18 protein-coding genes are annotated in these 19,878 nt (G+C 73.9%); 10 read left to right on the top strand and 8 right to left on the bottom strand.

The annotated features are described in order from the left end of the window. Positions 1 to 228: 228 nt before the first annotated feature. From ACZ4UX_RS34380 to meaB, 3 genes are read left to right on the top strand one after another with little or no spacing between them, the layout of a single operon-like run. The gene (locus ACZ4UX_RS34380) at positions 229 to 2,136 is read left to right on the top strand and encodes a methylmalonyl-CoA mutase subunit beta (protein ID WP_465709509.1); all 1,908 of its coding nucleotides are present in this window, start codon (positions 229 to 231) and stop codon (positions 2,134 to 2,136) included. Then, positions 2,136 to 4,340, top strand: a complete 2,205-nt coding sequence (scpA, locus tag ACZ4UX_RS34375) for a methylmalonyl-CoA mutase (RefSeq protein WP_465709508.1) — start codon at positions 2,136 to 2,138, stop codon at positions 4,338 to 4,340. Before ACZ4UX_RS34380 ends, scpA begins: the two co-directional genes overlap by 1 nt. 11 nt (positions 4,341 to 4,351) lie before the next feature. Beyond that, entirely contained in the window at positions 4,352 to 5,341 is a 990-nt protein-coding gene (gene meaB / locus ACZ4UX_RS34370; protein WP_465709507.1) for a methylmalonyl Co-A mutase-associated GTPase MeaB, read from the top strand. A 218-nt stretch (positions 5,342 to 5,559) separates the two neighbouring features. On the opposite strand, the gene ACZ4UX_RS34365 is transcribed toward meaB, so the two are convergent. Beyond that, a complete protein-coding gene (locus ACZ4UX_RS34365) occupies positions 5,560 to 6,039 on the bottom strand; it encodes an ATP-binding protein (protein WP_465709506.1) in 480 nt (159 codons plus the stop codon). Positions 6,040 to 6,277: 238 nt separating this feature from the next. Here ACZ4UX_RS34365 and ACZ4UX_RS34360 point away from each other — a divergent pair, with 238 nt between their 5' ends. Next, positions 6,278 to 6,604, top strand: coding sequence for a putative quinol monooxygenase (locus ACZ4UX_RS34360; RefSeq protein ID WP_465709505.1), 327 nt, complete (start codon positions 6,278 to 6,280; stop codon positions 6,602 to 6,604). Then, positions 6,601 to 7,839, top strand: coding sequence for a helix-turn-helix domain-containing protein (locus ACZ4UX_RS34355; RefSeq protein WP_465709504.1), 1,239 nt, complete (start codon positions 6,601 to 6,603; stop codon positions 7,837 to 7,839). Before ACZ4UX_RS34360 ends, ACZ4UX_RS34355 begins: the two co-directional genes overlap by 4 nt. Positions 7,840 to 8,035: 196 nt before the next feature. Here ACZ4UX_RS34355 and ACZ4UX_RS34350 read toward each other — a convergent pair whose 3' ends face one another. After that, positions 8,036 to 8,638, bottom strand: a complete 603-nt coding sequence (locus tag ACZ4UX_RS34350) for a superoxide dismutase (protein WP_465709503.1) — start codon at positions 8,636 to 8,638, stop codon at positions 8,036 to 8,038. 204 nt (positions 8,639 to 8,842) lie between these two features. Here ACZ4UX_RS34350 and tsaD point away from each other — a divergent pair, with 204 nt between their 5' ends. Both tsaD and ACZ4UX_RS34340 read left to right on the top strand, forming a co-directional pair. After that, positions 8,843 to 9,910: a tRNA (adenosine(37)-N6)-threonylcarbamoyltransferase complex transferase subunit TsaD gene (gene tsaD, locus ACZ4UX_RS34345; protein ID WP_465709502.1), complete on the top strand. Its 1,068-nt coding sequence runs from the start codon at positions 8,843 to 8,845 to the stop codon at positions 9,908 to 9,910. A 179-nt stretch (positions 9,911 to 10,089) separates the two neighbouring features. Beyond that, a complete protein-coding gene (locus tag ACZ4UX_RS34340; protein WP_465709501.1) occupies positions 10,090 to 12,408 on the top strand; it encodes a M9 family metallopeptidase in 2,319 nt (772 codons plus the stop codon). Positions 12,409 to 12,538: 130 nt separating this feature from the next. Here the strand turns inward: ACZ4UX_RS34340 and ACZ4UX_RS34335 are convergent, their stop codons facing one another. Further along, positions 12,539 to 13,051, bottom strand: a complete 513-nt coding sequence (locus tag ACZ4UX_RS34335) for a DUF5990 family protein (RefSeq protein ID WP_465709500.1) — start codon at positions 13,049 to 13,051, stop codon at positions 12,539 to 12,541. Between the two features lie 144 nt (positions 13,052 to 13,195). On the opposite strand from ACZ4UX_RS34335, the gene ACZ4UX_RS34330 reads away from it, so the two are divergent. Next, on the top strand, positions 13,196 to 13,771 hold the full coding sequence (locus tag ACZ4UX_RS34330) for a histidine kinase (protein WP_465709499.1): 576 nt from the start codon (positions 13,196 to 13,198) through the stop codon (positions 13,769 to 13,771). 12 nt (positions 13,772 to 13,783) lie between these two features. Here ACZ4UX_RS34330 and ACZ4UX_RS34325 read toward each other — a convergent pair whose 3' ends face one another. The 4 genes from ACZ4UX_RS34325 to ACZ4UX_RS34310 form a co-directional block, all read right to left on the bottom strand. After that, positions 13,784 to 14,167, bottom strand: a complete 384-nt coding sequence (locus tag ACZ4UX_RS34325) for a VOC family protein (RefSeq protein WP_465709498.1) — start codon at positions 14,165 to 14,167, stop codon at positions 13,784 to 13,786. Between the two features lie 224 nt (positions 14,168 to 14,391). Then, positions 14,392 to 14,784, bottom strand: a complete 393-nt coding sequence (locus ACZ4UX_RS34320; protein ID WP_465709497.1) for an ArsR/SmtB family transcription factor — start codon at positions 14,782 to 14,784, stop codon at positions 14,392 to 14,394. Positions 14,785 to 14,880: 96 nt separating this feature from the next. Next, a complete protein-coding gene (gene paaK, locus ACZ4UX_RS34315; protein WP_465709496.1) occupies positions 14,881 to 16,227 on the bottom strand; it encodes a phenylacetate--CoA ligase PaaK in 1,347 nt (448 codons plus the stop codon). A gap of 129 nt (positions 16,228 to 16,356) precedes the next feature. Then, the gene (locus tag ACZ4UX_RS34310) at positions 16,357 to 17,262 is read right to left on the bottom strand and encodes a LysR family transcriptional regulator (RefSeq protein ID WP_352297971.1); all 906 of its coding nucleotides are present in this window, start codon (positions 17,260 to 17,262) and stop codon (positions 16,357 to 16,359) included. Between the two features lie 248 nt (positions 17,263 to 17,510). Between ACZ4UX_RS34310 and ACZ4UX_RS34305 the strand changes: the two genes are divergently transcribed. Together ACZ4UX_RS34305 and ACZ4UX_RS34300 are read left to right on the top strand one after the other, a co-directional pair. Continuing rightward, positions 17,511 to 18,206: a type 1 glutamine amidotransferase domain-containing protein gene (locus ACZ4UX_RS34305; RefSeq protein ID WP_329486573.1), complete on the top strand. Its 696-nt coding sequence runs from the start codon at positions 17,511 to 17,513 to the stop codon at positions 18,204 to 18,206. Positions 18,207 to 18,211: 5 nt separating this feature from the next. Next, complete coding sequence (locus ACZ4UX_RS34300) at positions 18,212 to 18,808, top strand: TetR/AcrR family transcriptional regulator (RefSeq protein ID WP_465709495.1); 597 nt, start codon at positions 18,212 to 18,214, stop codon at positions 18,806 to 18,808. A 52-nt stretch (positions 18,809 to 18,860) separates the two neighbouring features. On the opposite strand, the gene ACZ4UX_RS34295 is transcribed toward ACZ4UX_RS34300, so the two are convergent. Further along, entirely contained in the window at positions 18,861 to 19,595 is a 735-nt protein-coding gene (locus ACZ4UX_RS34295) for a Mut7-C RNAse domain-containing protein (RefSeq protein ID WP_359808149.1), read from the bottom strand. Positions 19,596 to 19,878 lie beyond the last annotated feature (283 nt).

Below are 19,878 nucleotides of genomic sequence, written 5' to 3'. Positions count from 1 at the left end.
TCTACTAAGCAACTTAATAGATAGCCGGCACGGTTCCGCAACCCGCCCGCCGTAGCGCGCCCCCCGGCCCGGCCGCGCCACTGTCCACACCCTGAGAAACTCCCCGACCGCTTTCCCCGCAGTTGGACGCCGCCGACCCCTCTGAAGTGCGAGGAAGCGGAAAGCGAGGGCAAGGTCACACCCTCGGCCTCTGCTGCGCCGACGCAAACGAGCGCTAACCTGCGGGGCATGACGGTCCCGCCCGAAGGGCTTCCCCTGGCCGCCGAATTCCCGGCCGCACACCGCGAGCAGTGGCAGCACCTCGTCGAGAGCGTGTTGCGAAAGTCGGGTGCGCAGCCCGCGGACGGCGCAGCGGCCGAGCAGGCGCTCACCACCGCACTCCAGGACGGGCTGCGCGCCCGCCCGCTGTACACCGCCGAGGACTCCCCGGCCGAGCCCGGCTACCCCGGCTTCCCGCCGTTCGTCCGCGGCGGCCGGCCGCAGGGCAGCACGGTCTCCGGCTGGGACGTCCGCCAGCGGCACACCGATCCGGACCCGCGCCGGGCCAACGAGGCCGTGCTGGCCGATCTGGAGAACGGCGGCAGCTCGCTCTGGCTGGAGCTGGGCGGCGACGCCCTGCCGGTCTCGGCCCTGCCCGACGTGCTGACCGGCGTCTACCTCGACCTGGCCGGCATCGTGCTCGACGCCGGCCCGGAATTCGCCGAAGCCGCCGAGCAGTTGTTCAAGCTCTACGAGGAGCGCGAGGTGTCCGCCGGCGCCGCCGCGGGCAACCTCGGCGCCGACCCGCTGGGCCTCCAGGCCCGCACCGGCCAGGCCGGGCGCACCGAGGCGCTGCTCACCGGGGCCACCGCCCTCGCGGCCCGCTGCGCCGCGGGCTTCCCGGGCCTGCGCGCCCTCGTCGTCGACGCCCTCCCCTACCACGAGGCCGGCGCCTCCCCCGCGCAGGAGCTCGGCTGCTCCCTCGCCACCGGCGTCGCCTACCTGCGGGCCCTCACCGCCGCCGGGCTGCCGGTCGACGCCGCGCTCGGCCAGCTGGAGTTCCGCTACGCGGCCGACGCCGACCAGTTCCTGACGATCGCCAAATTCCGGGCCGCGCGCCGGCTCTGGGCCCGGGTGGCCGAGGTGTCGGGGGCCGCGCCGGAGGCCTCGGCGCAGCGCCAGCACGCCGTGACCTCCGCCGTGATGATGACCGAGCGCGACCCGTGGGTGAACATGCTGCGCACCACGGTGGCCTGCCTGGCCGCCGGGGTCGGCGGCGCGGACGCGGTGAGCGTCCAGCCGTTCGACAGCGCGGTCGGCCTGTCCGACGCCTTCGCCCGCAGGATCGCCCGCAACACCCAGGCGATCCTGCTGGAGGAGTCGCACCTGGCCCGGGTCGTCGACCCGGCCGGCGGCTCCTGGTACGTGGAGCGGCTGACCGACGAGCTCGCGCACGCCGCCTGGGCCTGGTTCCAGGAGATCGAGCGGGCCGGCGGCCAGCAGGCCGCACTGGGCTCCGGCCTGGTCGGCGAGCGGATCGCCGCCACCTGGGCGGAGCGCTCGGTGGCGCTCGCCAAGCGGCGCGAACCCATCACCGGCGTCAGCGAGTTCCCGAACCTCGGCGAGCAGCCGCTGGTCCGCGAGCCGGCCCCGGCCGGGCCCGGCGGCGGTCTGCCGCGGGTGCGCCGGTCCGAGGCCTACGAGGCGCTGCGCGCCCGCTCGGACGCCCGGCTGGCCGCCACCGGGGCCCGGCCGGCGCTCTTCCTGGCCTCGCTCGGGACGGCCTCCGCCCACACCGCGCGGACCACCTTCGCGGCCAACCTGTTCCAGGCCGGCGGCATCGCGACCACCGCCGCCGAGACCGCGCTGACCGGGCCGGACGTCGCGGCCGCGGCCGCCGGGGCGTTCACCGCCTCCGGCGCCCGGGTGGCCTGCCTCTGCTCCAGCGACCAGGTGTACGGCGAGCACGCCGAGGCGGTGGCCGCGGCGCTCAAGGCCGCCGGCGCCCGGCGGGTGCTGCTGGCCGGCCGGCCCGGCGAGCGGCGCGAGGCGTACGAGCGGGCGGGCGTGGACGGGTTCGTCTTCGCGGGCGGCGACGCCGTCGCGGTCCTGACCTCGCTCCTGGACGAGATCACCGACGAAAGCGGAGTGGCCTGATGATCCCCGACTTCACCGGAATCGGGCTGGACGCGGACGACCGCTCGGACGTCACCGGCGAGCAGTGGCGCGCCTCCTGGCGGCAGGCGACCGGCAAGGACGTCGACGAGCAGCTCTGGGACACCCCCGAGGGCATCGGCGTCAAGCCGCTCTACACCGCGGACGACCTGGCGGGCCTGGACTTCCTGGGCACCTACCCCGGCATCGCCCCGTACCTGCGCGGCCCGTACCCGACGATGTACGTCAACCAGCCGTGGACGGTCCGGCAGTACGCCGGCTTCTCCACCGCCGAGGAGTCCAACGCCTTCTACCGCCGCAACCTGGCGGCCGGCCAGAAGGGCCTGTCGGTCGCGTTCGACCTGCCGACCCACCGCGGCTACGACAGCGACCACCCGCGGGTCACCGGCGACGTCGGCATGGCCGGCGTGGCGATCGACTCCATCTACGACATGCGCCAGCTCTTCGACGGCATCCCGCTGGACAAGATGTCGGTGTCGATGACCATGAACGGCGCGGTACTGCCCGTCCTGGCGCTGTACATCGTCGCGGCCGAGGAGCAGGGGGTGGCGCCCGAGAAGCTCGCGGGGACCATCCAGAACGACATCCTCAAGGAGTTCATGGTCCGCAACACCTACATCTACCCGCCGCAGCCGTCGATGCGGATCATCTCGGACATCTTCGCGTACACCTCGCAGAAGATGCCGCGGTACAACTCGATCTCCATCTCCGGCTACCACATCCAGGAGGCCGGGGCCACCGCCGACCTGGAGCTGGCCTACACCCTGGCCGACGGCGTGGAGTACCTGCGGGCGGGCCTGGACGTCGGGCTGGACGTGGACGCCTTCGCGCCGCGCCTGTCGTTCTTCTGGGCGATCGGGATGAACTTCTTCATGGAGGTCGCCAAGCTGCGCGCGGCCCGGCTGCTCTGGGCCAAGCTGGTCAAGCAGTTCGACCCGAAGAACGCCAAGTCGCTGTCGCTGCGCACCCACTCGCAGACCTCCGGCTGGTCGCTGACCGCGCAGGACGTGTTCAACAACGTCACCCGCACCTGCGTCGAGGCGATGGCGGCCACCCAGGGCCACACCCAGTCGCTGCACACCAACGCGCTCGACGAGGCGCTGGCGCTGCCGACCGACTTCTCCGCCCGGATCGCCCGCAACACCCAGCTGCTGCTCCAGCAGGAGTCCGGCACCTGCCGGTCGATCGACCCGTGGGGCGGCTCCGCGTACGTCGAGAAGCTGACCCACGACCTGGCCCGCCGCGCCTGGCAGCACATCCAGGAGGTGGAGGCGGCCGGCGGCATGGCCAAGGCCATCGACGCGGGCATCCCCAAGCTGCGCGTGGAGGAGGCCGCCGCCCGCACCCAGGCCCGGATCGACTCCGGCCGCCAGCCGGTGATCGGCGTCAACAAGTACCGGGTGGACAGCGACGAGCAGATCGACGTGCTCAAGGTCGACAACTCCTCGGTGCGCACCCGCCAGATCGAGAAGCTGCGCCGGCTGCGCGAGGAGCGCGACGAGGCCGTCACCCAGGCCGCCCTGCACGCGCTCACCCGGGCCGCCGAGGCCGGTCCGCAGCGCGGCGGCGGCCTGGACGGCAACCTGCTCGCGCTGGCCGTGGACGCGGCCCGCGCCAAGGCCACCGTCGGCGAGATCTCGGACGCCCTGGAGAAGGTGTACGGCCGGCACTCGGGCCAGATCCGTACCATTTCCGGTGTGTACCGAGACGAAGCCGGGCCGTCGGCCCCCCTCCAGCGCACCCGTGACCTGGTCGAGCGGTTCGAGCGGGCCGAGGGCCGGCGTCCGCGCATCCTGGTCGCCAAGATGGGCCAGGACGGTCACGACCGCGGCCAGAAGGTGATCGCCACCGCCTTCGCCGACCTCGGCTTCACGGTCGACGTCGGTCCCCTGTTCCAGACCCCGGCGGAGGTCGCCCGCCAGGCCGTCGAGGCGGACGTGCACATCGTCGGCGTCTCCTCGCTGGCCGCCGGCCACCTCACCCTGGTGCCGGCGCTGCGCGCCGAACTCGCCGAGGCCGGCCGGGAGGACATCACCATCGTGGTCGGCGGGGTCATCCCCCCGGGCGACTTCGAGGCCCTCTACGAGGCCGGGGCGGCCGCCGTCTTCCCGCCCGGCACGGTGATCCCGGAGGCCGCCTTCGACCTGCTGAAGTCGCTCGCCGCCGACCTCGGCCACGAGTTGTGAGCCGCTGAACGATGGCGCCCCGGACGATCGACCTCGACCAGTACGCCCAGGGGGTGCGGGAGGGCTCGCGCGCGTTCATCGCGCGGGCCATCACCCTCGTGGAGTCCACCCGGCCCGACCACCGCGCGCTGGCGCAGCAGTTGCTCACCCGGCTGCTGCCGCACGCGGGCGGCGCGGTCCGGGTGGGCATCACCGGCGTCCCCGGTGTCGGCAAGTCGACCTTCATCGACGCCTTCGGCACCCGGCTCACCGCCCTCGGGCACAAGGTCGCGGTGCTCGCCGTCGACCCGACGTCCAGCCGGACCGGCGGCTCGATCCTGGGTGACAAGACCCGGATGGAGCGGCTCGCGGTCGACCCCGCGGCGTTCGTCCGCCCCTCCCCCACCTCCGGCACGCTGGGCGGGGTGGCCCGGGCCACCCGGGAGTCGATGGTGGTGATGGAGGCCGCCGGCTACGACGTGGTCCTCATCGAGACGGTCGGCGTCGGGCAGTCGGAGACCGCGGTCGCGGGCATGGTGGACTCCTTCCTGCTGCTCTCGCTGGCCCGCACCGGGGACCAGCTGCAGGGCATCAAGAAGGGCGTGCTGGAGCTCGCCGACGTGATCGCCGTCAACAAGGCGGACGGCCCGCACGAGATCGACGCCAAGGCCGCCGCCCGCGAACTCGCCGGCGCGCTGCGGCTGTTGCAGGCCCCGGACGCGCCGTGGACGCCGCCGGTCCTCACCTGCAGCGGCCGCGACGGCACCGGCCTGGACACCCTGTGGGAGCGGTTGCAGCAACACCGCAAGGTCCTCGACGCGACCGGCGCGCTGGAGGCCCGCCGCCGCGACCAGCAGGTCGAGTGGACCTGGGCGATGGTCCACGACCAGCTCTTCGCCCAGCTCCACGAACACCCGGAGGTCCGCCGCCTGGCGCCCGCCCTGGAACGCGAGGTCCGCGAGGGCACCCTCCCGGCGAGCCTGGCCGCCCAGCGCCTCCTGGACGCCTTCCGCACCCCCTGACCAACGGCCGACGGCCCCGGACCGCACGCGGTCCGGGGCCGTCGCGCTACCGCCCGCGCCGGATCAGGCCGAGCGGCTCCGCGTCGACACTCGGGCCACCGCCGCGCCCGCCCTCACTCGTCAGCGGTCCCACCCCATGCCGAACCCGGCCGTCACAACGGCGGAGAAGAAGAACCACCACACCAGGCGTGCGACGGTCGACCTGTCGAGGCCCGCCACTACGCCGCCTCGGGCAGCGCGCGAAGGCCGTACGCCGTGCCCCACCCGCGGGTGGGGCACGGCGGTTCACGACTCTCCAGGAACTCGAACCAGACCACCTTGCCCGCACCCACCGGCTGCCACCCCCAGGCGTGCGCCAACGCCTCCACCAACAACAGTCCGCGGCCACCGCACGATTCGGCGTCACGCTCCTGTCGCGGGAGCACCACGGACCCATCGGCGACCTCCACCCGCAACCGTCCGGCACGGCGCCGGACGGTCACCACGCAGCGCTCCGCGGTGTGCACCAGCGCGTTCGCGATCACCTCGCTCGCACAGAGTTCCACGTCCTGGAGCGCATCGGCTGGGAGCGGCACGCCCCAGTCCCGCACGATCGCCATCACCATCCGCCGCGCCGCCGGTACCGCCTCCACCCCCGGCGGTACACCCCACTCCAACGGAACCGGAAACCGCGCGGTGCCGAGCGGACTGACGATCATGTTCCACCCCATTGCTCCTCCATCGCTCCGGGTGGATCGGAGCGCCAACGGCCCTCCGATCCACCCACGGGGTAGTGGCCACCGGTGGACGGCGGCGAAAAGGAACTCCACCAGTCGCACTCGGCGACCGACTCGCGACCCAAAGTAGTCACAGGGAATCTGCGAGTCAAGAAGCTCTGCTACTCGCAGTCCTTCATCGAGTCGTGCGAGACTCAGCCGATACAGGAAGGGGAGTTCCATGGGATTCGGTCTTGTTGTGCGCTTCGTCGCTCGCGACGCGGCGGCGGCCCAGGCCTTCGACGAGCTGGCGGGGGAGGCGCTCGAAGGGATTCGTTCCGAGGAGCCCGGCACCCTCGTCTACGTCAACCACGCGGTGCCGGAGGAACCACACGTTCGAGTCTTCTACGAGCTGTACGCCGACCGCGAAGCGTTCGAGGCGCATGAACGCCAACCGCACGTCCGCCGGTTCCTGGCAGAGCGCGGCCAGTACCTCGAATCGTTCGAGGTCACGTTCCTGGACGAGATCGCCGGTAAGGGCTCGTCCGGCGACCTGGCCGCCCGGTGAACCCTGAGGAGCGGCGGGCCTTCGGCATCCGGGTCGCCCAGCTCCGCAAGAGTCGCGGGCTGAAGCAGGAACAACTCGCCGCTGCCATCAGCCGAACCGCCAGCTGGGTGTCGCAGGTCGAGCGGGGTGTTCAGCCGGTGGTCCGCCTCGACGTCCTCCAGTTGCTGGCGAACGGCCTCGGCGTGTCGATTCAGACGCTGCGGCCCGAGGCACCGTCGCCCGCTGCACCCGCGCTCTCGACGGCGGACCGGTCCAACGACCTTGACCTGGTACGGCTGTCGCTCTCGGGGCATCCAGCTCTCGATCTGCTGCTCGGTGAGAGCCTCCTGCCGGAAGATCCCGACCTCGACGGGCTCGCCATCGCCGTCCAGGACCTCTGGGACCTGACACACAGCGCGCGATTCGCCGAGTTGAGCACGGCCATCGCCGATGTCATGCCACGACTGGAAAGGGCATCACGGACGGCGGCCCCGGCAGCACGCCCAGCGGTCCACATCCTCCTCAGCCAGGCCTACCAGGCTGTCGCAGCCGCGTTCGTCCGCCAGGACGAAGCCGATGCGGCGTGGGTGGCAGCCGATCGAGCCGTCCATGCGGCCGAGAAGTCCGGGCAGCCCCTGCACGTGTTCGCCGGCATCTATCGGCTGGCCCACGCGTTCGTCCGGCTTCAGCGGCTGGACCAGGCAGAACACGCGGCCGGAGGTGCGGTGGCCGCCCTGCGGTCATACGTCTCGGCAACCGACCCGCCGCCGGAGGCCCTCTCCGTACTCGGCGCTCTCCACCTGGTTCTCGCGTTGGCCGCGGCTCGCGCCGGCCAACGCGACCGGGCACGGAACGAACTCGACAACGCCCGCGCGGTCGCGGCTCGACTCGGCGAGGACCGCAACGACTTCCATCTGGAGTTCGGCCCCACCAATGTCGAGATCCAGGCCGTCTCGACGGCCGTCGAGCTCGGCGACGCGGGCGAGGCCCTGGACCTGGGCCACCGCATCGACGCCGGGCGACTCTCGCCCGAGCGGAGGTCCAGGCTCCTGGTCGACCTCGGAAGAGCGCACGCGCAGAGGCGCCACCTCGGCGAGGCCCTCGACTGCCTGCTGCGCGCCGAGGAGCTGGCCCCGGAGAACGTCCGGACCCATGTGGCGGCACGGGAGACCATCCGTGAACTCATCCTCGTCGCAGGCCGAGGCGCACCACCGGAGCTGGTGAAGCTCGCCAAACGCACGAACGCGGCGGGGTGACGGGATCACGGGCCATCGCGGGCTGACCATCGAGGTCGAGGATCCGGTCCGGCGGCTGCCTGCGGACGCCCACTCGACGGGTGATCCGAGCCGGCCGACCGTCGCCTCCCGCATCGCGGACGGCACCCCCTGACCAACGGCCGACGGCCCCGGACCGCACGCGGCCCGGGGCCGTCGCACTACCGCACGCGCCGGATCAGGCCGCGGTGGCCGCCGCGAAGCGGGTGGAGACGTCCTGCCAGTTGACGACGTCCCAGAGCTTGGTGACGTAGTCCGGGCGGACGTTGCGGTACTGCAGGTAGTACGCGTGCTCCCAGGCGTCGAAGGCGAGCAGCGGGGTGGTGCCCTGGCCGACGTTGCCGTGGTGGTCGTAGACCTGCTCGACGATCAGGCGCTGGCCCAGCGGCTCCCAGGAGAGGATGCCCCAGCCGGAGCCCTGGAGGCCGGTGGTGGCGGTGGTGAGCTGCTTCTTGAAGGCCTCGAAGCCGCCGAAGTGCTCGGTGATGGCGTCGGCCAGCGCGCCCTCGGGGCGGTCGCCGCCCTCCGGCGAGAGGTTCTCCCAGAAGAGCGAGTGCAGCACGTGGCCGGACAGGTGGAAGGCGAAGGTCTTCTGCAGGCCGACCAGGCCGCCGAACTGCTCCTTGTCGCGCGCCTCGGCGAGCTGCTCCAGGGTGTCGTTGGCGCCCTTGACGTACGCCGCGTGGTGCTTCGAGTGGTGCAGCTCCAGGATCTCTGCGGACATCGCCCGCTCCAGCGCGGAGTAGTCGTACGGCAGGTCGGGAAGCGTGTAGGTGCCCATCAGGACACGGCCCCTTTCGGCGAGTTCAACGATGACGATCGTGCCGGAAACACACTATTGCGTATCAGTTGCAGAAACGAAGCATGGGCTCCTGCATATTCCGAACACCCCGGGGGATGCCCCGCGCCACACCTATTGCACAATGGTCGCAACTGCGTAACCAGTGCAGTCTTGGTCGGAGCAACGAAGGTCGGGTGGACGAGGGTGGCCGGATCGCCGGTGGTACTGGGGATCGAATCGTCCTGCGACGAGACCGGCGCCGGGCTGGTGCGCGACGGCGTCCTGCTGGGCCAGGCGGTGGCGTCCAGCATGGACGAGCACGCCCGCTTCGGCGGCGTGGTGCCCGAGATCGCCGCCCGCGCGCACGTGCACGCGATGGCGCCGGTGGTCCGCGAGGCGCTCGACCGCGCCGGGCTCACCCTCGCCGACGTCGGCGCCGTCGCCGTGACGGCCGGCCCCGGGCTCTCCGGCGCGCTCCAGGTCGGCGTGGCCGCCGCCAAGGGGTACGCCTTCTCGCTCGGCGTCCCGCTCTACGGGGTCCACCACCTGGCCGGGCACGTCGCCGCCGCGACACTGGACGGCGGGCCGCTGCCGAACCCGTGTGTGGTGCTGATCGTCTCCGGCGGCCACACCTCCCTGCTGCTGGTCCGCGACCTCGCCCGGGACCGGATCGTCCACCTCGGCGACACGCTGGACGACGCGGCCGGCGAGTGCTTCGACAAGGTCGCCCGGATCCTCGGCCTGCCCTACCCCGGCGGCCCCGCCGTCGACCGCGCCGCCCGCGACGGCGACCCGCGCGCCGTCCGGCTGCCGCGCCCGCTCACCGGGCCGCATGACGATCCGTACGCGTTCTCCTTCTCCGGCCTCAAGACCGCCGCCGCCCGCTGGGTCGAGGCGCGGCGCGCCACCGGCGGCGAGCCGAACGTCCCCGACGCGGCCGCCGCGCTCCAGGAGGCGATCGCCGACGTGCTGACCCGCAAGGCCGTCCGCGCCTGCACCGACCACGGCATCACCACCCTGGTGGTGGTCGGCGGCGTCGCGGCCAACTCCCGCGTCCGGGAGCTGGCCGAGCGGCGCTGCGCCTCGGCCGGGATCACCCTGCGGGTGCCGCCGCTGCGGCTGTGCACCGACAACGGCGCGATGGTCGCCGCCATCGGCGACCTGCTGGTGCGGGCGGGCGCCGAGCCGGCGCCGGCCGACCTCTCCATCGACCCGTCCGCCCCGCTGGAGTTCGCGGCGCTCACCCCGCTCGCCGCGACCCGGGCCGCCTGACCCGCTCCCTCCGCGCCGACCCTGCCCCGACCGCCTCCTGACAACGTTTCGGTTGCGGCGGGGGGCAATCCGATCCGGGGTCTTCCCGCCGCCGTGCGACATGTGCCATTTTACATGTCACACATCGGCGGTCGCGTCCCCAACAACGCGGCCACGAACGGCCCCGGAGGCCCCCACAGATGCGTCCCTCCCGGATATCCAAGGCCACCCTGCGCGGAGTGCCCGCACTCGGCGCGGCCTTCTTCCTCGCGCTCGGCCTGTTCGCCCCCCAGAGCCACGCCGCCCCGGTCGGCCCGGCCGCGCCCGCCAAGGCCGCCGCCGCCGGAGCCACCCCGGCGGCCGCGCCGAAGGCGATCCCGGTGCCCAAGTCCCCCGACGCGAGCACCGGCGACCGCCCGCTCGCCGCCGAGAGCACCGGAAGGGCGAGCACCGCCCACCCGGCCACCGAGGCCGCGCCGGCCGCCGACAGCAAGGGCGGCAAGAGCGCCAAGCAGTTCTCCGCGGCTCCGGCGGCCGTCGACTGCAACCTCTCCGGCGTGCTCGGCGCCTCGGGCGGCGCACTGGTCCAGCAGCTCACCGCGCTCCCCGACGTGACCTGCACCTACCCGCTGTTCAACCTCACGGGGGCGGACGCGGGCAAGGTCTTCCGCGAGGCCCAGATGGTGACCGTCGCCGACGCGCTGCGCACCGCCTCGGCCGGCTACGCGGGCAACAACAGCGCCTCGATCGGCCAGCTGGTGATGTTCCTGCGGGCCGGCTACTACGTGCAGGAGAACAACGCCGCCTCCGTCGGCGGCTACGGCGCCCCGCTGCAGACCTCGATCCGCGGCGCGCTGGACGCCTTCTTCGCCGCCCCGCACAGCCAGGACGTCACCGAGGCCAACGGCGCCACCCTCAACGAGGCCGTCACGCTGATCGACAGCTCGCACGAGAACGGCCGGTACGCCGGCGTCGTCAAGCGGCTGCTCGCCGGCTACAACAGCACCTGGCCGGCCTCGATGGACCTCGCCGTGCAGCACGTCGAGTGGGTCATCGAGAGCGGCTTCGACCTGGAGCACGGCGACCGCGGCTTCGTCGCCGCCCTCCAGGCCGACCCGTCCATCGCCACCGCCTGGGCCGGCTTCGTCACCCGCAACGGCGCGATGCTCAACGGCGGCGACGTCGTCACCCGGATCGGCATGCAGCTCGGCAACCTGGTCGCCGTGGACGGCCTCCGGGCCCAGGGGCGCCCCCTGGTCAAGGACCTGATCAACCGCTACCCGCTGGTCGGCGCCACCGGCCCGCTCACCATGAACCTGGTCTGGTTCACCGAGAAGAAGGACGCCGGCAACTGCACCGTCTACGGCACCTGTGACCTGCCGAAGCGGCTCGTCCCGCTGGTGCTCACCGTCGACCACACCTGCAACGCCAACCTGCGCATCCGCGCCCAGGACATGACGGCCCAGCAGCTGGCCGACACCTGCACCAGCCTGGTCAACGAGGACGCCGCCTTCCACAAGGTCATCAAGGACAACGGCCCGATCCCCGGCGACCTGAACACCAGCCTGGAGGTCGTCGCCTTCGACGACTACTACAACTACTCGCTGTACGCCTGGCTCATGTACAACATCGCGGTCGACAACGGCGGCATGTACGAGGAGGGCAACCCGGCCGCGGCCGGCAACCAGGCCCGCTTCATCGCCCACGAGGCCGACTGGCTGCGCCCCGCCTTCCAGATCTGGAACCTCAACCACGAGTACACCCACTACCTCGACGGCCGCTACAACATGGCCGGTGACTTCGAGGCCGGGATGACCACCCCGACCATCTGGTGGGTCGAGGGCATCGCCGAGTACATCTCGTACAGCTACCGCGGCGAGCGCTACGCCGCCGCCATCACCGAGGCCGGCAAGGGCACCTACAAGCTGAGCGCGCTCTTCGACACCACCTACGACAACGCCGACTCGACCCGGATCTACAACTGGGGCTACCTGGCCGTCCGGTACATGCTCCAGTCGCACCCGCAGGACGTCAACGCGCTGCTCGCCAAGTACCGGGTCGGCGACTGGGCCGGCGCCCGCACCCTGCTCACCTCCACCATCGGCACCCGGTACGACGCCGACTTCGCGAGCTGGCTGACCGCCTGCGCGGCCGACAACTGCGGCACCCTGCCCGCCGACCAGGCCCCGCTCTGCGGCGCCGCCGACACCCGCCAGTTCGACAAGAACTGCCGCCGGGACAACGTCGCCGCCGCCACCGGCAACTACAGCTACAGCTTCCTGTACCTGCCCGCCGGCGTGAAGCAGCTGACCGTCACCACCACCGGCGGCTCCGGCAACGCCGACCTGTACTACAACGGCGGCAGCTGGGCCACCACCGGCTCCTACCTGGCGAAGTCCGCCAACGCCGGGAACGGCGAGACGCTGACGATCACCAACCCGCCGTCCGGCTGGGTCTACTTCAGCCTCTACGCCCAGCAGGGCTTCAACGGCGCCACCGTCACCACCCAGTACCAGTAGGCACCGAGCAGTACCAGTAGGCACCACGCAGTACCGGTAGCACCACGCAGTAGGCACCGCTCGCACCCGGCACGGCCGGCGAAGGGCCCCGCTCCCGGCGGGGCCCTTCGCCACGTCCCGGCACCGGCCGTCAGGCTCCGGCCCCGGCCCCGGCCGGTCCGGCGGACCAGGCGACCAGCGGCGGCCGGACGGCGGCGCAGAGCGGGTGCCCCTTGACGTCGGTCAGCCCGAGCCGGGCCACCAGGGTGCCGCCGCGCACGGCCGCGTCGGCGGTGTCCGGATCGACCGCCGCCAGCATCAGCTTGGCCCGGCGGAACATCGTGAAGCCCTCCGGCCCGGCCGCGACCCCGTCCGTGCGGCCGCTCGCGATCCAGGAGAGGTAGACGAACCGCGCCCCCGGACCGCCCTGGACGTACGGGCCGAGCAGGTCCACTCCCGACGGGAGCGGCTTCGCGGCGCACTCCAGGGTCCAGCCCGCCCGGGCCGCGTCGCCCGGCTGCGGGTCGAGCAACTCGCCCGGCCGGCCGCGCCGTTGCACGGCGACATGGATGTCCTGGTAGCCCGGGAACCCCGGCGCCGCGGGGCAGCTGCGCCCCGGGAGGTCGGTGGCCTCGATCCTGATCCGCACGCTCGTGTTCGCCATGGGCACCATCCTCGCGCGCCGGACCGGCCCGGCGTCCGCACCGGGGCGGGGGCCGCGGGGACACCCGCATTCCTGTGGCAGGCCCGCCCGCCCGCCGTCAGGATGGGAGGCCAGGGAACACAGCCCCGACCCGATCGGACCGCGATGACCGACCAGCACAACGTCGTCCTGCTCACCTTCCCGGACCCGTCCGCCTGCCGGCCCGCGTTCGAGGAGGCCGAGCACCTGCCCGGACTCCGGCAGGCCGCCGTCCTGGAGCGCTCCGCCGACGGCCTGCTGGAGACCAAGGACGGCTACGCGCGCGGGGCCGGGGTGGCCACGGTGGGGTCGGGCGTGGTCGGCGGCCTGATCGGGCTGCTCGGCGGGCCGATCGGCTCGCTGCTCGGGTTCGCGGCCGGCGCGGCGCTCGGCAACGCCGCCGAGGAGGGCCGCGCCGCCACCGGCGGGGCCGGGCTGATCGTGCTCTCGCCGCGGGTACCCGACGGAGCGGCGGTGCTGGTGCTGGACATCCGCGAGGCGTCCCCGGCCGCCGCCGACGAGTTCGCCGCCCGGCACGGGGCGACGGTCGAGCGGATCGACGCGGAGGACTTCGCCGGGCAGGTCCGCGCCGCCGAGGAGCGCGCCGAGACCCCGGCGGACGACGGGCCGGACGGCCCCGGCACGGACGGTGGGCCGGGCGCGGCGGACGGGCCGCAGCGGGCGGGCGGCGCCGGGGCCTGACGGCGGCCCGCGCTACGGCGCGGGGCGGACGATCCGCCGGACCAGATCCGCCGTCCACTCCACGTACTCGATCTCGGCGCCGTCGGCGTGCCGGGCGTAGAGGAAGCGGCCGGTCGGCGCGGGCGTCTCGGGCGTGGTGATCACCGCCCCGGCGGCCAGCAGGGTGGCCCGGAGCTCGTCGAGGTCGGTGACCACGACGGTCGCGGTGGCGTGCGCGTACCGGGCGCGCTCCCCGGCCGTACCGGCGATCACCAGGAAGTCCCCGACGGCCGCCAGCTCGACGGCCTCGAAGCCCAGTCGCAGGTCGGGCTCGGCGCCGGTGAGCGTCCGCAGCAGCGGCAGGGCCGCGTCGAGGCTGTCCACCCAGAGGCGGGCGTAGGTCTTCAGGATGGCCATGGGTGCTCCGTATCGTCCGGACCGCGGCGGCACTCGCCGCCGATCGCCCGCTCACCCTAGGCACGGGAGGCGCGGGCGGAGAAGAACGCACTTTCAGGTGACCGGGGCACCTTCCGGTGACCGACCCCCCGTCACGGACCGGCCGGGCGCGGGGCCACGGCCGCCGGGTGCGGCGGCTCAGTCGTGCTGCCCTCAGTCGTGCGGCGGCTCGGTCGTGCGGTGGCTCAGTCGTGCGGCGGCAGCCCGCTGATCTGGTGGTCGGCGACATTGAGCGCCTCGTTGACCAGCCGGCGCAGATGCCCGTGCCGCAGGGCGTAGACCACCCGCCGCCCGTCCTTGCGGGTGGTGACCAGGCCCGCCAGCCGGAGCTTGCCCAGGTGCTGGCTGACCGACGGCCGCGCCGCACCGCACGCCTCGGTCAGCGTGGTCACGTCGGCCTCGCCCTCGCCCAGGCGCTGCAGCAGCGCGAGCCGGGTGCGGTCGGCGAGCAGCGCGAGGACGGCGGCGGCGGTCTCCAGCCGCTCGTCGCCGGGCGGGCGCTCCGCGTCGTCCGGCCGCGGCCCGCCGACCGGCTGTTGCGACCGATGTGCACCTGACAGCCGCACGCTCCCGCTCATGGCCACATCGTAGAGCGCTCACCCGTTCGCGCGCGGCGCGGGACGGCGGCACGGGCGGCTGTGCGGACGGCGGCGCCCTCGGGGCCGCCGGCGGTCTCACCGCTCCCGCAGGTCCACCACCCGGCGGATCTTCCCCACCGAACGCTCCAGGGTGTACGGCTCCACCACCTCGACCTCCACGGTGACGCCCACGCCGTCCTTCACGCCCCGGGCGATCGCCGCGGCGGCGGCCTCGCGCTGCTCGGGCGCGGCGTCCGGGCGGGCCTCGACCCGGACCGCCATCCGGTCCAGCCGGCCCTGCCGGGTGAGCCGGAGCTGGAAGTGCGGCGCCACGGCGGGGGTGCGCAGCAGGATCTCCTCGATCTGGGTCGGGAAGACGTTCACCCCGCGCAGGATGATCATGTCGTCGCAGCGGCCGGTGACCTTCGCCATCCGCCGGAAGGCGGGCCGGGCCGTCCCAGGCAGCAGCCGGGTGAGGTCGCCGGTGCGGTACCGGACGACCGGCAGCGCCTCCTTGGTCAGCGAGGTGAACACGATCTCGCCGCTCTCGCCGTCGGGCAGCACCCGGTCGGTGAGCGGGTCGACCACCTCCGGGTAGAAGTGGTCCTCCCAGATGTGCAGCCCGTCCTTGGTCTCCACGCACTCCTGGGCGATGCCCGGGCCCATCACCTCGGAGAGGCCGTAGATGTCGACGGCGTGGATGTCCATCCGCTCCTCGATCTCGTGGCGCATCGCCTCCGTCCACGGCTCGGCGCCGAAGATGCCGACCCGCAGCGAGGTGCTCCGCGGATCGACGCCCTGCTTCTCGAACTCGTCGAGCAGGGTGAGCAGGTAGGAGGGGGTGACCATGATGATCTCGGGCCGGAAGTCCTGGATGATCTGCACCTGCCGGGCCGTCATCCCGCCCGAGGCGGGGATCACCGTGCAGCCCGCCCGCTCGGCGCCGTAGTGGGCGCCGAGACCGCCGGTGAACAGCCCGTACCCGTAGGCGACGTGCACCTTGTGGCCGCGCCGGCCGCCGGCCGCCCGGATGGAGCGGGCCACCACGTCGGCCCAGACCGAGAGGTCGTGCTCGGTGTACCCGACCACGGTGGGCCGGCCGGTGGTGCCGCTGGACGCGTGGATCCGGCGGACCTCCTCCACCGGGACGGCGAACATCCCGAAGGGGTAGCTCTCCCGCAGGTCGGCCTTGGTGGTGAAGGGGAACCGGGCGAGGTCACCGAGCGTGCGGCAGTCCTCGGGGGCCACCCCGGCCGCGTCGAACTTGCGCCGGTACAGCTCGACGTGGTCGTACGCGTGGCGCAGGGTGGCCCGCAGGTGCCGCAGCTGGTGCTCGGCCAGCTCCCCGGCGGTCATCCGCTCCCCGGCGTCGAGCAGCTCGGCCGGGAGCGGCTCCCCCCGGCGCCCGCCCGGCGGGTTCGGGCCGGTCGTTCCTGCGCTCATCGCGTCTCCTCCGCCGTCTCCGCCCCAGCTCAGCTGCCGACCGATCATTCGGTCAGTGTTCGACGGGCCAAGTAATCCAGCAGCCGAACCGGCTGTCAAGGGACGCGGCCCCGGGCGGCCGGCGATCCCTCACCAGGTGCGGGCGGCCGCCAGCAGGTGGTCCCGGACCCGGGCTACCCGGCCGTCCGGGTCGGCGCCGGGGCGTTCGACGAGGTAACCGGTGTTGATCGGCGGGTCCTCCGGGTCGTCCAGCAGCACCAGCCGGCCGTCGGCCAGCCGGTCCGCGCAGAGGTAGCGCGGGACGACCGCGAAGCCCGCGCCGGCGGCCACCGCGGCGACCACCCCGCGCAGGTCGGGCACGGTCAGGGCGGCCCGGCAGGCGAGCCGGCGGCCGAACACGTGGCGCCAGTAGCGGCGGACGATCGGCAGGTCCTCGGCGTAGGCGACCAGCGGTACCCCGTGCAGGGCGGCCGGGCCCTCGGCCGCGAGCCGCCCGCCCAGGCGCTCGGCCCAGACCGGCGCGGCGACCAGGACGAACTCCTCGTCGCCCATCGGCACGGCCGACAGGGCGCGCCCGCGCGGTCTGCTCGTCGCGATGACCAGGTCGTGGCGGCCCGCGCGCAGCTCCTCCAGCAGCGGCTCGGTCAGGCCCGCGGTCACCCGCAGCCGCACGCCCCCGGCGACCAGCGGGGCGAGCGCGGGAAGGACGAGTGTGCCGAGCAGTTCGGCGGGCCCGGCCAGGTGGACCGGCTCGCCCTCGGCCTCGGGGCGCGCGCCGGGGCCGGTGGCGGCGGCGAGCGCGTCCAGCGGACCGGCGATCCGGGCGGCGAGTTCGTCGGCGACCGGCGTCGGGGCCACCCCGCGCGGCAGCCGCTCGAACAGCTCGCGCCCGCCCTGGCGCTCCAGCGCCCGGATCTGGGTGGTCACCGTGGGCTGGGAGAGGCCCAGCACCTGGGCGGCGGCCGTGAACGACCCGGCCCGGTGGACGGCCAGGAAGGTGCGCAGCAGGTTGAGGTCGGCGGGCCCGGCCGGCAGCGGTGGCGGCACCGGTGGCACGGCGGACTCCTCGGCGTCGGGGCGGTTCACCCGGCAAGCCTATTCCCCGGCACCCATTGGAATGCCTATGGCAGCCATCGGATCAGCCATTGGTGACACCCGGGACACCCGGCCTATCGTCGGGTCCATCGCCGAACTGACGGTCCGGACCGGAAACGTCAGTGCATCCAGGGCGTCAGACCGTCCACCGGGCCCGACGGCCCCTCCCGCAGAGAAGAGCCCCCAGCATGTCGAAGATCCTCTTCGTCCTCACCGGCGCCACCTACTGGACGCTGGCCGACGGCACCCAGCACCCCACCGGCTTCTGGGCCGACGAGGCCGTCGCCCCGTACGAGGCGTTCCGGGCCGCGGGCCACACGGTCACCGTCGCCACCCCGGGCGGGGTGATCCCGACCGTCGACTCGGGCAGCCTGGCCCCCGAGTTCAACGGCGGCGAGGAGGGCGCCGCGAAGGTCGCGGCCGCGCTGGACACCTTCGTGGAGCTGCGCCACCCCGTGCGGCTGGAGGACGTGGACCTCGCCGACTACGACGCCGTCTTCTACCCGGGCGGCCACGGCCCGATGGAGGACCTCGCCGTCGACCCCGTCTCCGGCCGGCTGCTGGTCGCCGCCCTGGCGTCCGGCAAGCCGCTCGGCGTGGTCTGCCACGGACCGGCCGCGCTGCTGGCCGCCGGGCTGCCGGACGGCTCCAACGCCTTCGCCGGCTACCGGCTGACCGGCTTCACCAATGCCGAGGAGACCCAGGCCGGCCTGGCCGGCAACGCGAAGTGGCTGCTCCAGGACCGCCTGGTCGCGGCGGGCGTGGACTTCCAGGAGGGCGAGCCGTGGGCCCCGAAGGTGGTCGTCGACCGCAACCTGGTCACCGGCCAGAACCCAGCCTCCGCCGCCCCGCTCGCCGTCGAGCTGCTGAAGAAGCTGGCCTGACGGCCGTGGCCGCCGACCGGCTGGACGAAGTCCTCGACGCCGCCTACGCCTGCCTCACCCGGTACGGCGTGCGGCGCACCACGATGGACGACATCGCCGGTGCCATGGGCGTGTCCCGATCGGCGGTCTACCAGTACGTCCGGGGCAAGGACGACGCCTTCCGCCGGCTCGCCGAGCGCCTGCACCGGCAGGCGCTCGCGCGGGCCCGGCGGGCCGCCGCCGCGCCGGACGCCCCCCACGCCGAGCGCGTCCGCGGCGTGCTCGCCGCCAAGCTCGACCTCGCCCTGACGCTCGCCGGGGACTCCCCGCACACCGCCGAACTCCTGGACGGCGGGGCCAGGTTGTTCGCCCCCGCCTGTGCCGCCTTCGGCGCCGAGCTGCGGGGCCTGCTCACCGGGCTGTTCACCGAGTGGTTCGCCGAGGCCGGACTGGCCGCCGACGCCGCCGCGCCCGCCGGTCCGGGCCGGTCCGCGCGGGTGGGGCCGGCCGAGGCCGCCGAGATCGGCCTCGCCCTGGTGCGCGGCCTGGAGTCCGCGCCGAACGCCCGGCACCTCCTCGGCCCGGCCTCCGACGCGCTCACCGCGGGCCTGCTGCGCCCCTGAACCGGCCCGGGGTGAGCGCGTCGGAGGCCAGGGGCTCAGGCGGCCGGGGCGCTCAGGCGACGACCGGGGGGCCGAACTCGCGGACGGCGTCGGCCACGATGGCGTCGAGCGTCGCGTGGTGGGCGCCCCGCCAGTAGGCCTGCCCGCAGTCGGTGCACTGCGCGAACGCGTCGTACGACCGCTCGGTGCCGTCCCGGAGCTGGTCCTGCACCGAGGTCTTGGCGACGGTGCGCAGCGTCCCGTTGCAGGTGGTGCACCTGCTCCAGGGGGCGAGCGGGGGCGCGAAGCGCGAGAGCACGTCCCGCAGCTGGTCGGCGGGCCGGTGGCTGTAGACGTAGGCGCCCGCCCAGAGTTCGCGGCGGCGCAGCAGGCCGCGGTCGCGCGACAGCATCACGCGCTGTTCGGCGGCCGAGCGGGCCGCCAGCGCGGCGTCGCCGATGTCCGGGTTCTCGTAGGCGGCGTCGACGCCCAGCAGCCGCAGCCGGCGCGCGAGCGTGCCGAGGTGGACGTCGAGCAGGAACCGGGGCGGCTCGGCCGATGCCTGCGGCCTCCGGACGGCCCGCACCGACACCAGCTCGCCGTCCCCGGGGATGTGCGCGGCGGCCACCGGCCGCCCGTCCACGAGCAGTTCGCCGACCTCGGTGAGCGGGACGCCGAGTGACTCCACCACGTGTCCGAGCGTCGCGGCCCCGTCGGTCCGCAGCGCGGACCGCTCCGCCCGCCGCCCGGCGGGGAGGAAGACGTGCAGGTCGGGGGCGAAGCTCAGCCAGATCTCCGGTCTCTCCACCCGGCCAGCATGCCAGCGGGTGGGCGGTGGCGGCCAGCACTTTTCGACGGCCGTGGCGGGCCGCCGCGCCGCCGGCCCCGGCCCGCTCCCGGGGATGCCCGGCCGCTCCCCACCCGTCGGGGGGTGGGGAGCGGCCGGGCGGTGCGGGCGGGCGTCAGCGGAAGGTCCGGAGCCGGAGGCTGTTGCCCACCACGAAGACGGAGGAGAAGGCCATGGTGGCGCCGGCGATCATGGGGTTCAGGAGGCCGGTGGCGGCGAGGGGGAGGGCGGCGAGGTTGTAGCC

This window comes from Kitasatospora sp. NPDC028961 (assembly GCF_055564815.1).
Note: the sequence above shows the minus strand (reverse complement) of the source record. Positions and strands in the feature narration are given on the sequence as shown.

Bases quoted from the DNA above. Each gene is read 5' to 3' on its own strand.
- ACZ4UX_RS34305 (WP_329486573.1), top strand. From the start codon at position 17,511: ATGTCGAAGATCCTCTTCGTCCTCACCGGCGCCACCTACTGGACGCTG.
- ACZ4UX_RS34350 (WP_465709503.1), bottom strand. From the start codon at position 8,638: ATGGGCACCTACACGCTTCCCGACCTGCCGTACGACTACTCCGCGCTG.
- ACZ4UX_RS34380 (WP_465709509.1), top strand. From the start codon at position 229: ATGACGGTCCCGCCCGAAGGGCTTCCCCTGGCCGCCGAATTCCCGGCC.
- ACZ4UX_RS34360 (WP_465709505.1), top strand. From the start codon at position 6,278: ATGGGATTCGGTCTTGTTGTGCGCTTCGTCGCTCGCGACGCGGCGGCG.
- ACZ4UX_RS34365 (WP_465709506.1), bottom strand. From the start codon at position 6,039: ATGATCGTCAGTCCGCTCGGCACCGCGCGGTTTCCGGTTCCGTTGGAG.
- ACZ4UX_RS34320 (WP_465709497.1), bottom strand. From the start codon at position 14,784: ATGAGCGGGAGCGTGCGGCTGTCAGGTGCACATCGGTCGCAACAGCCG.
- ACZ4UX_RS34335 (WP_465709500.1), bottom strand. From the start codon at position 13,051: ATGGCGAACACGAGCGTGCGGATCAGGATCGAGGCCACCGACCTCCCG.
- meaB (WP_465709507.1), top strand. From the start codon at position 4,352: ATGGCGCCCCGGACGATCGACCTCGACCAGTACGCCCAGGGGGTGCGG.
- ACZ4UX_RS34330 (WP_465709499.1), top strand. From the start codon at position 13,196: ATGACCGACCAGCACAACGTCGTCCTGCTCACCTTCCCGGACCCGTCC.
- scpA (WP_465709508.1), top strand. From the start codon at position 2,136: ATGATCCCCGACTTCACCGGAATCGGGCTGGACGCGGACGACCGCTCG.
- paaK (WP_465709496.1), bottom strand. From the start codon at position 16,227: ATGAGCGCAGGAACGACCGGCCCGAACCCGCCGGGCGGGCGCCGGGGG.
- ACZ4UX_RS34325 (WP_465709498.1), bottom strand. From the start codon at position 14,167: ATGGCCATCCTGAAGACCTACGCCCGCCTCTGGGTGGACAGCCTCGAC.
- ACZ4UX_RS34340 (WP_465709501.1), top strand. From the start codon at position 10,090: ATGCGTCCCTCCCGGATATCCAAGGCCACCCTGCGCGGAGTGCCCGCA.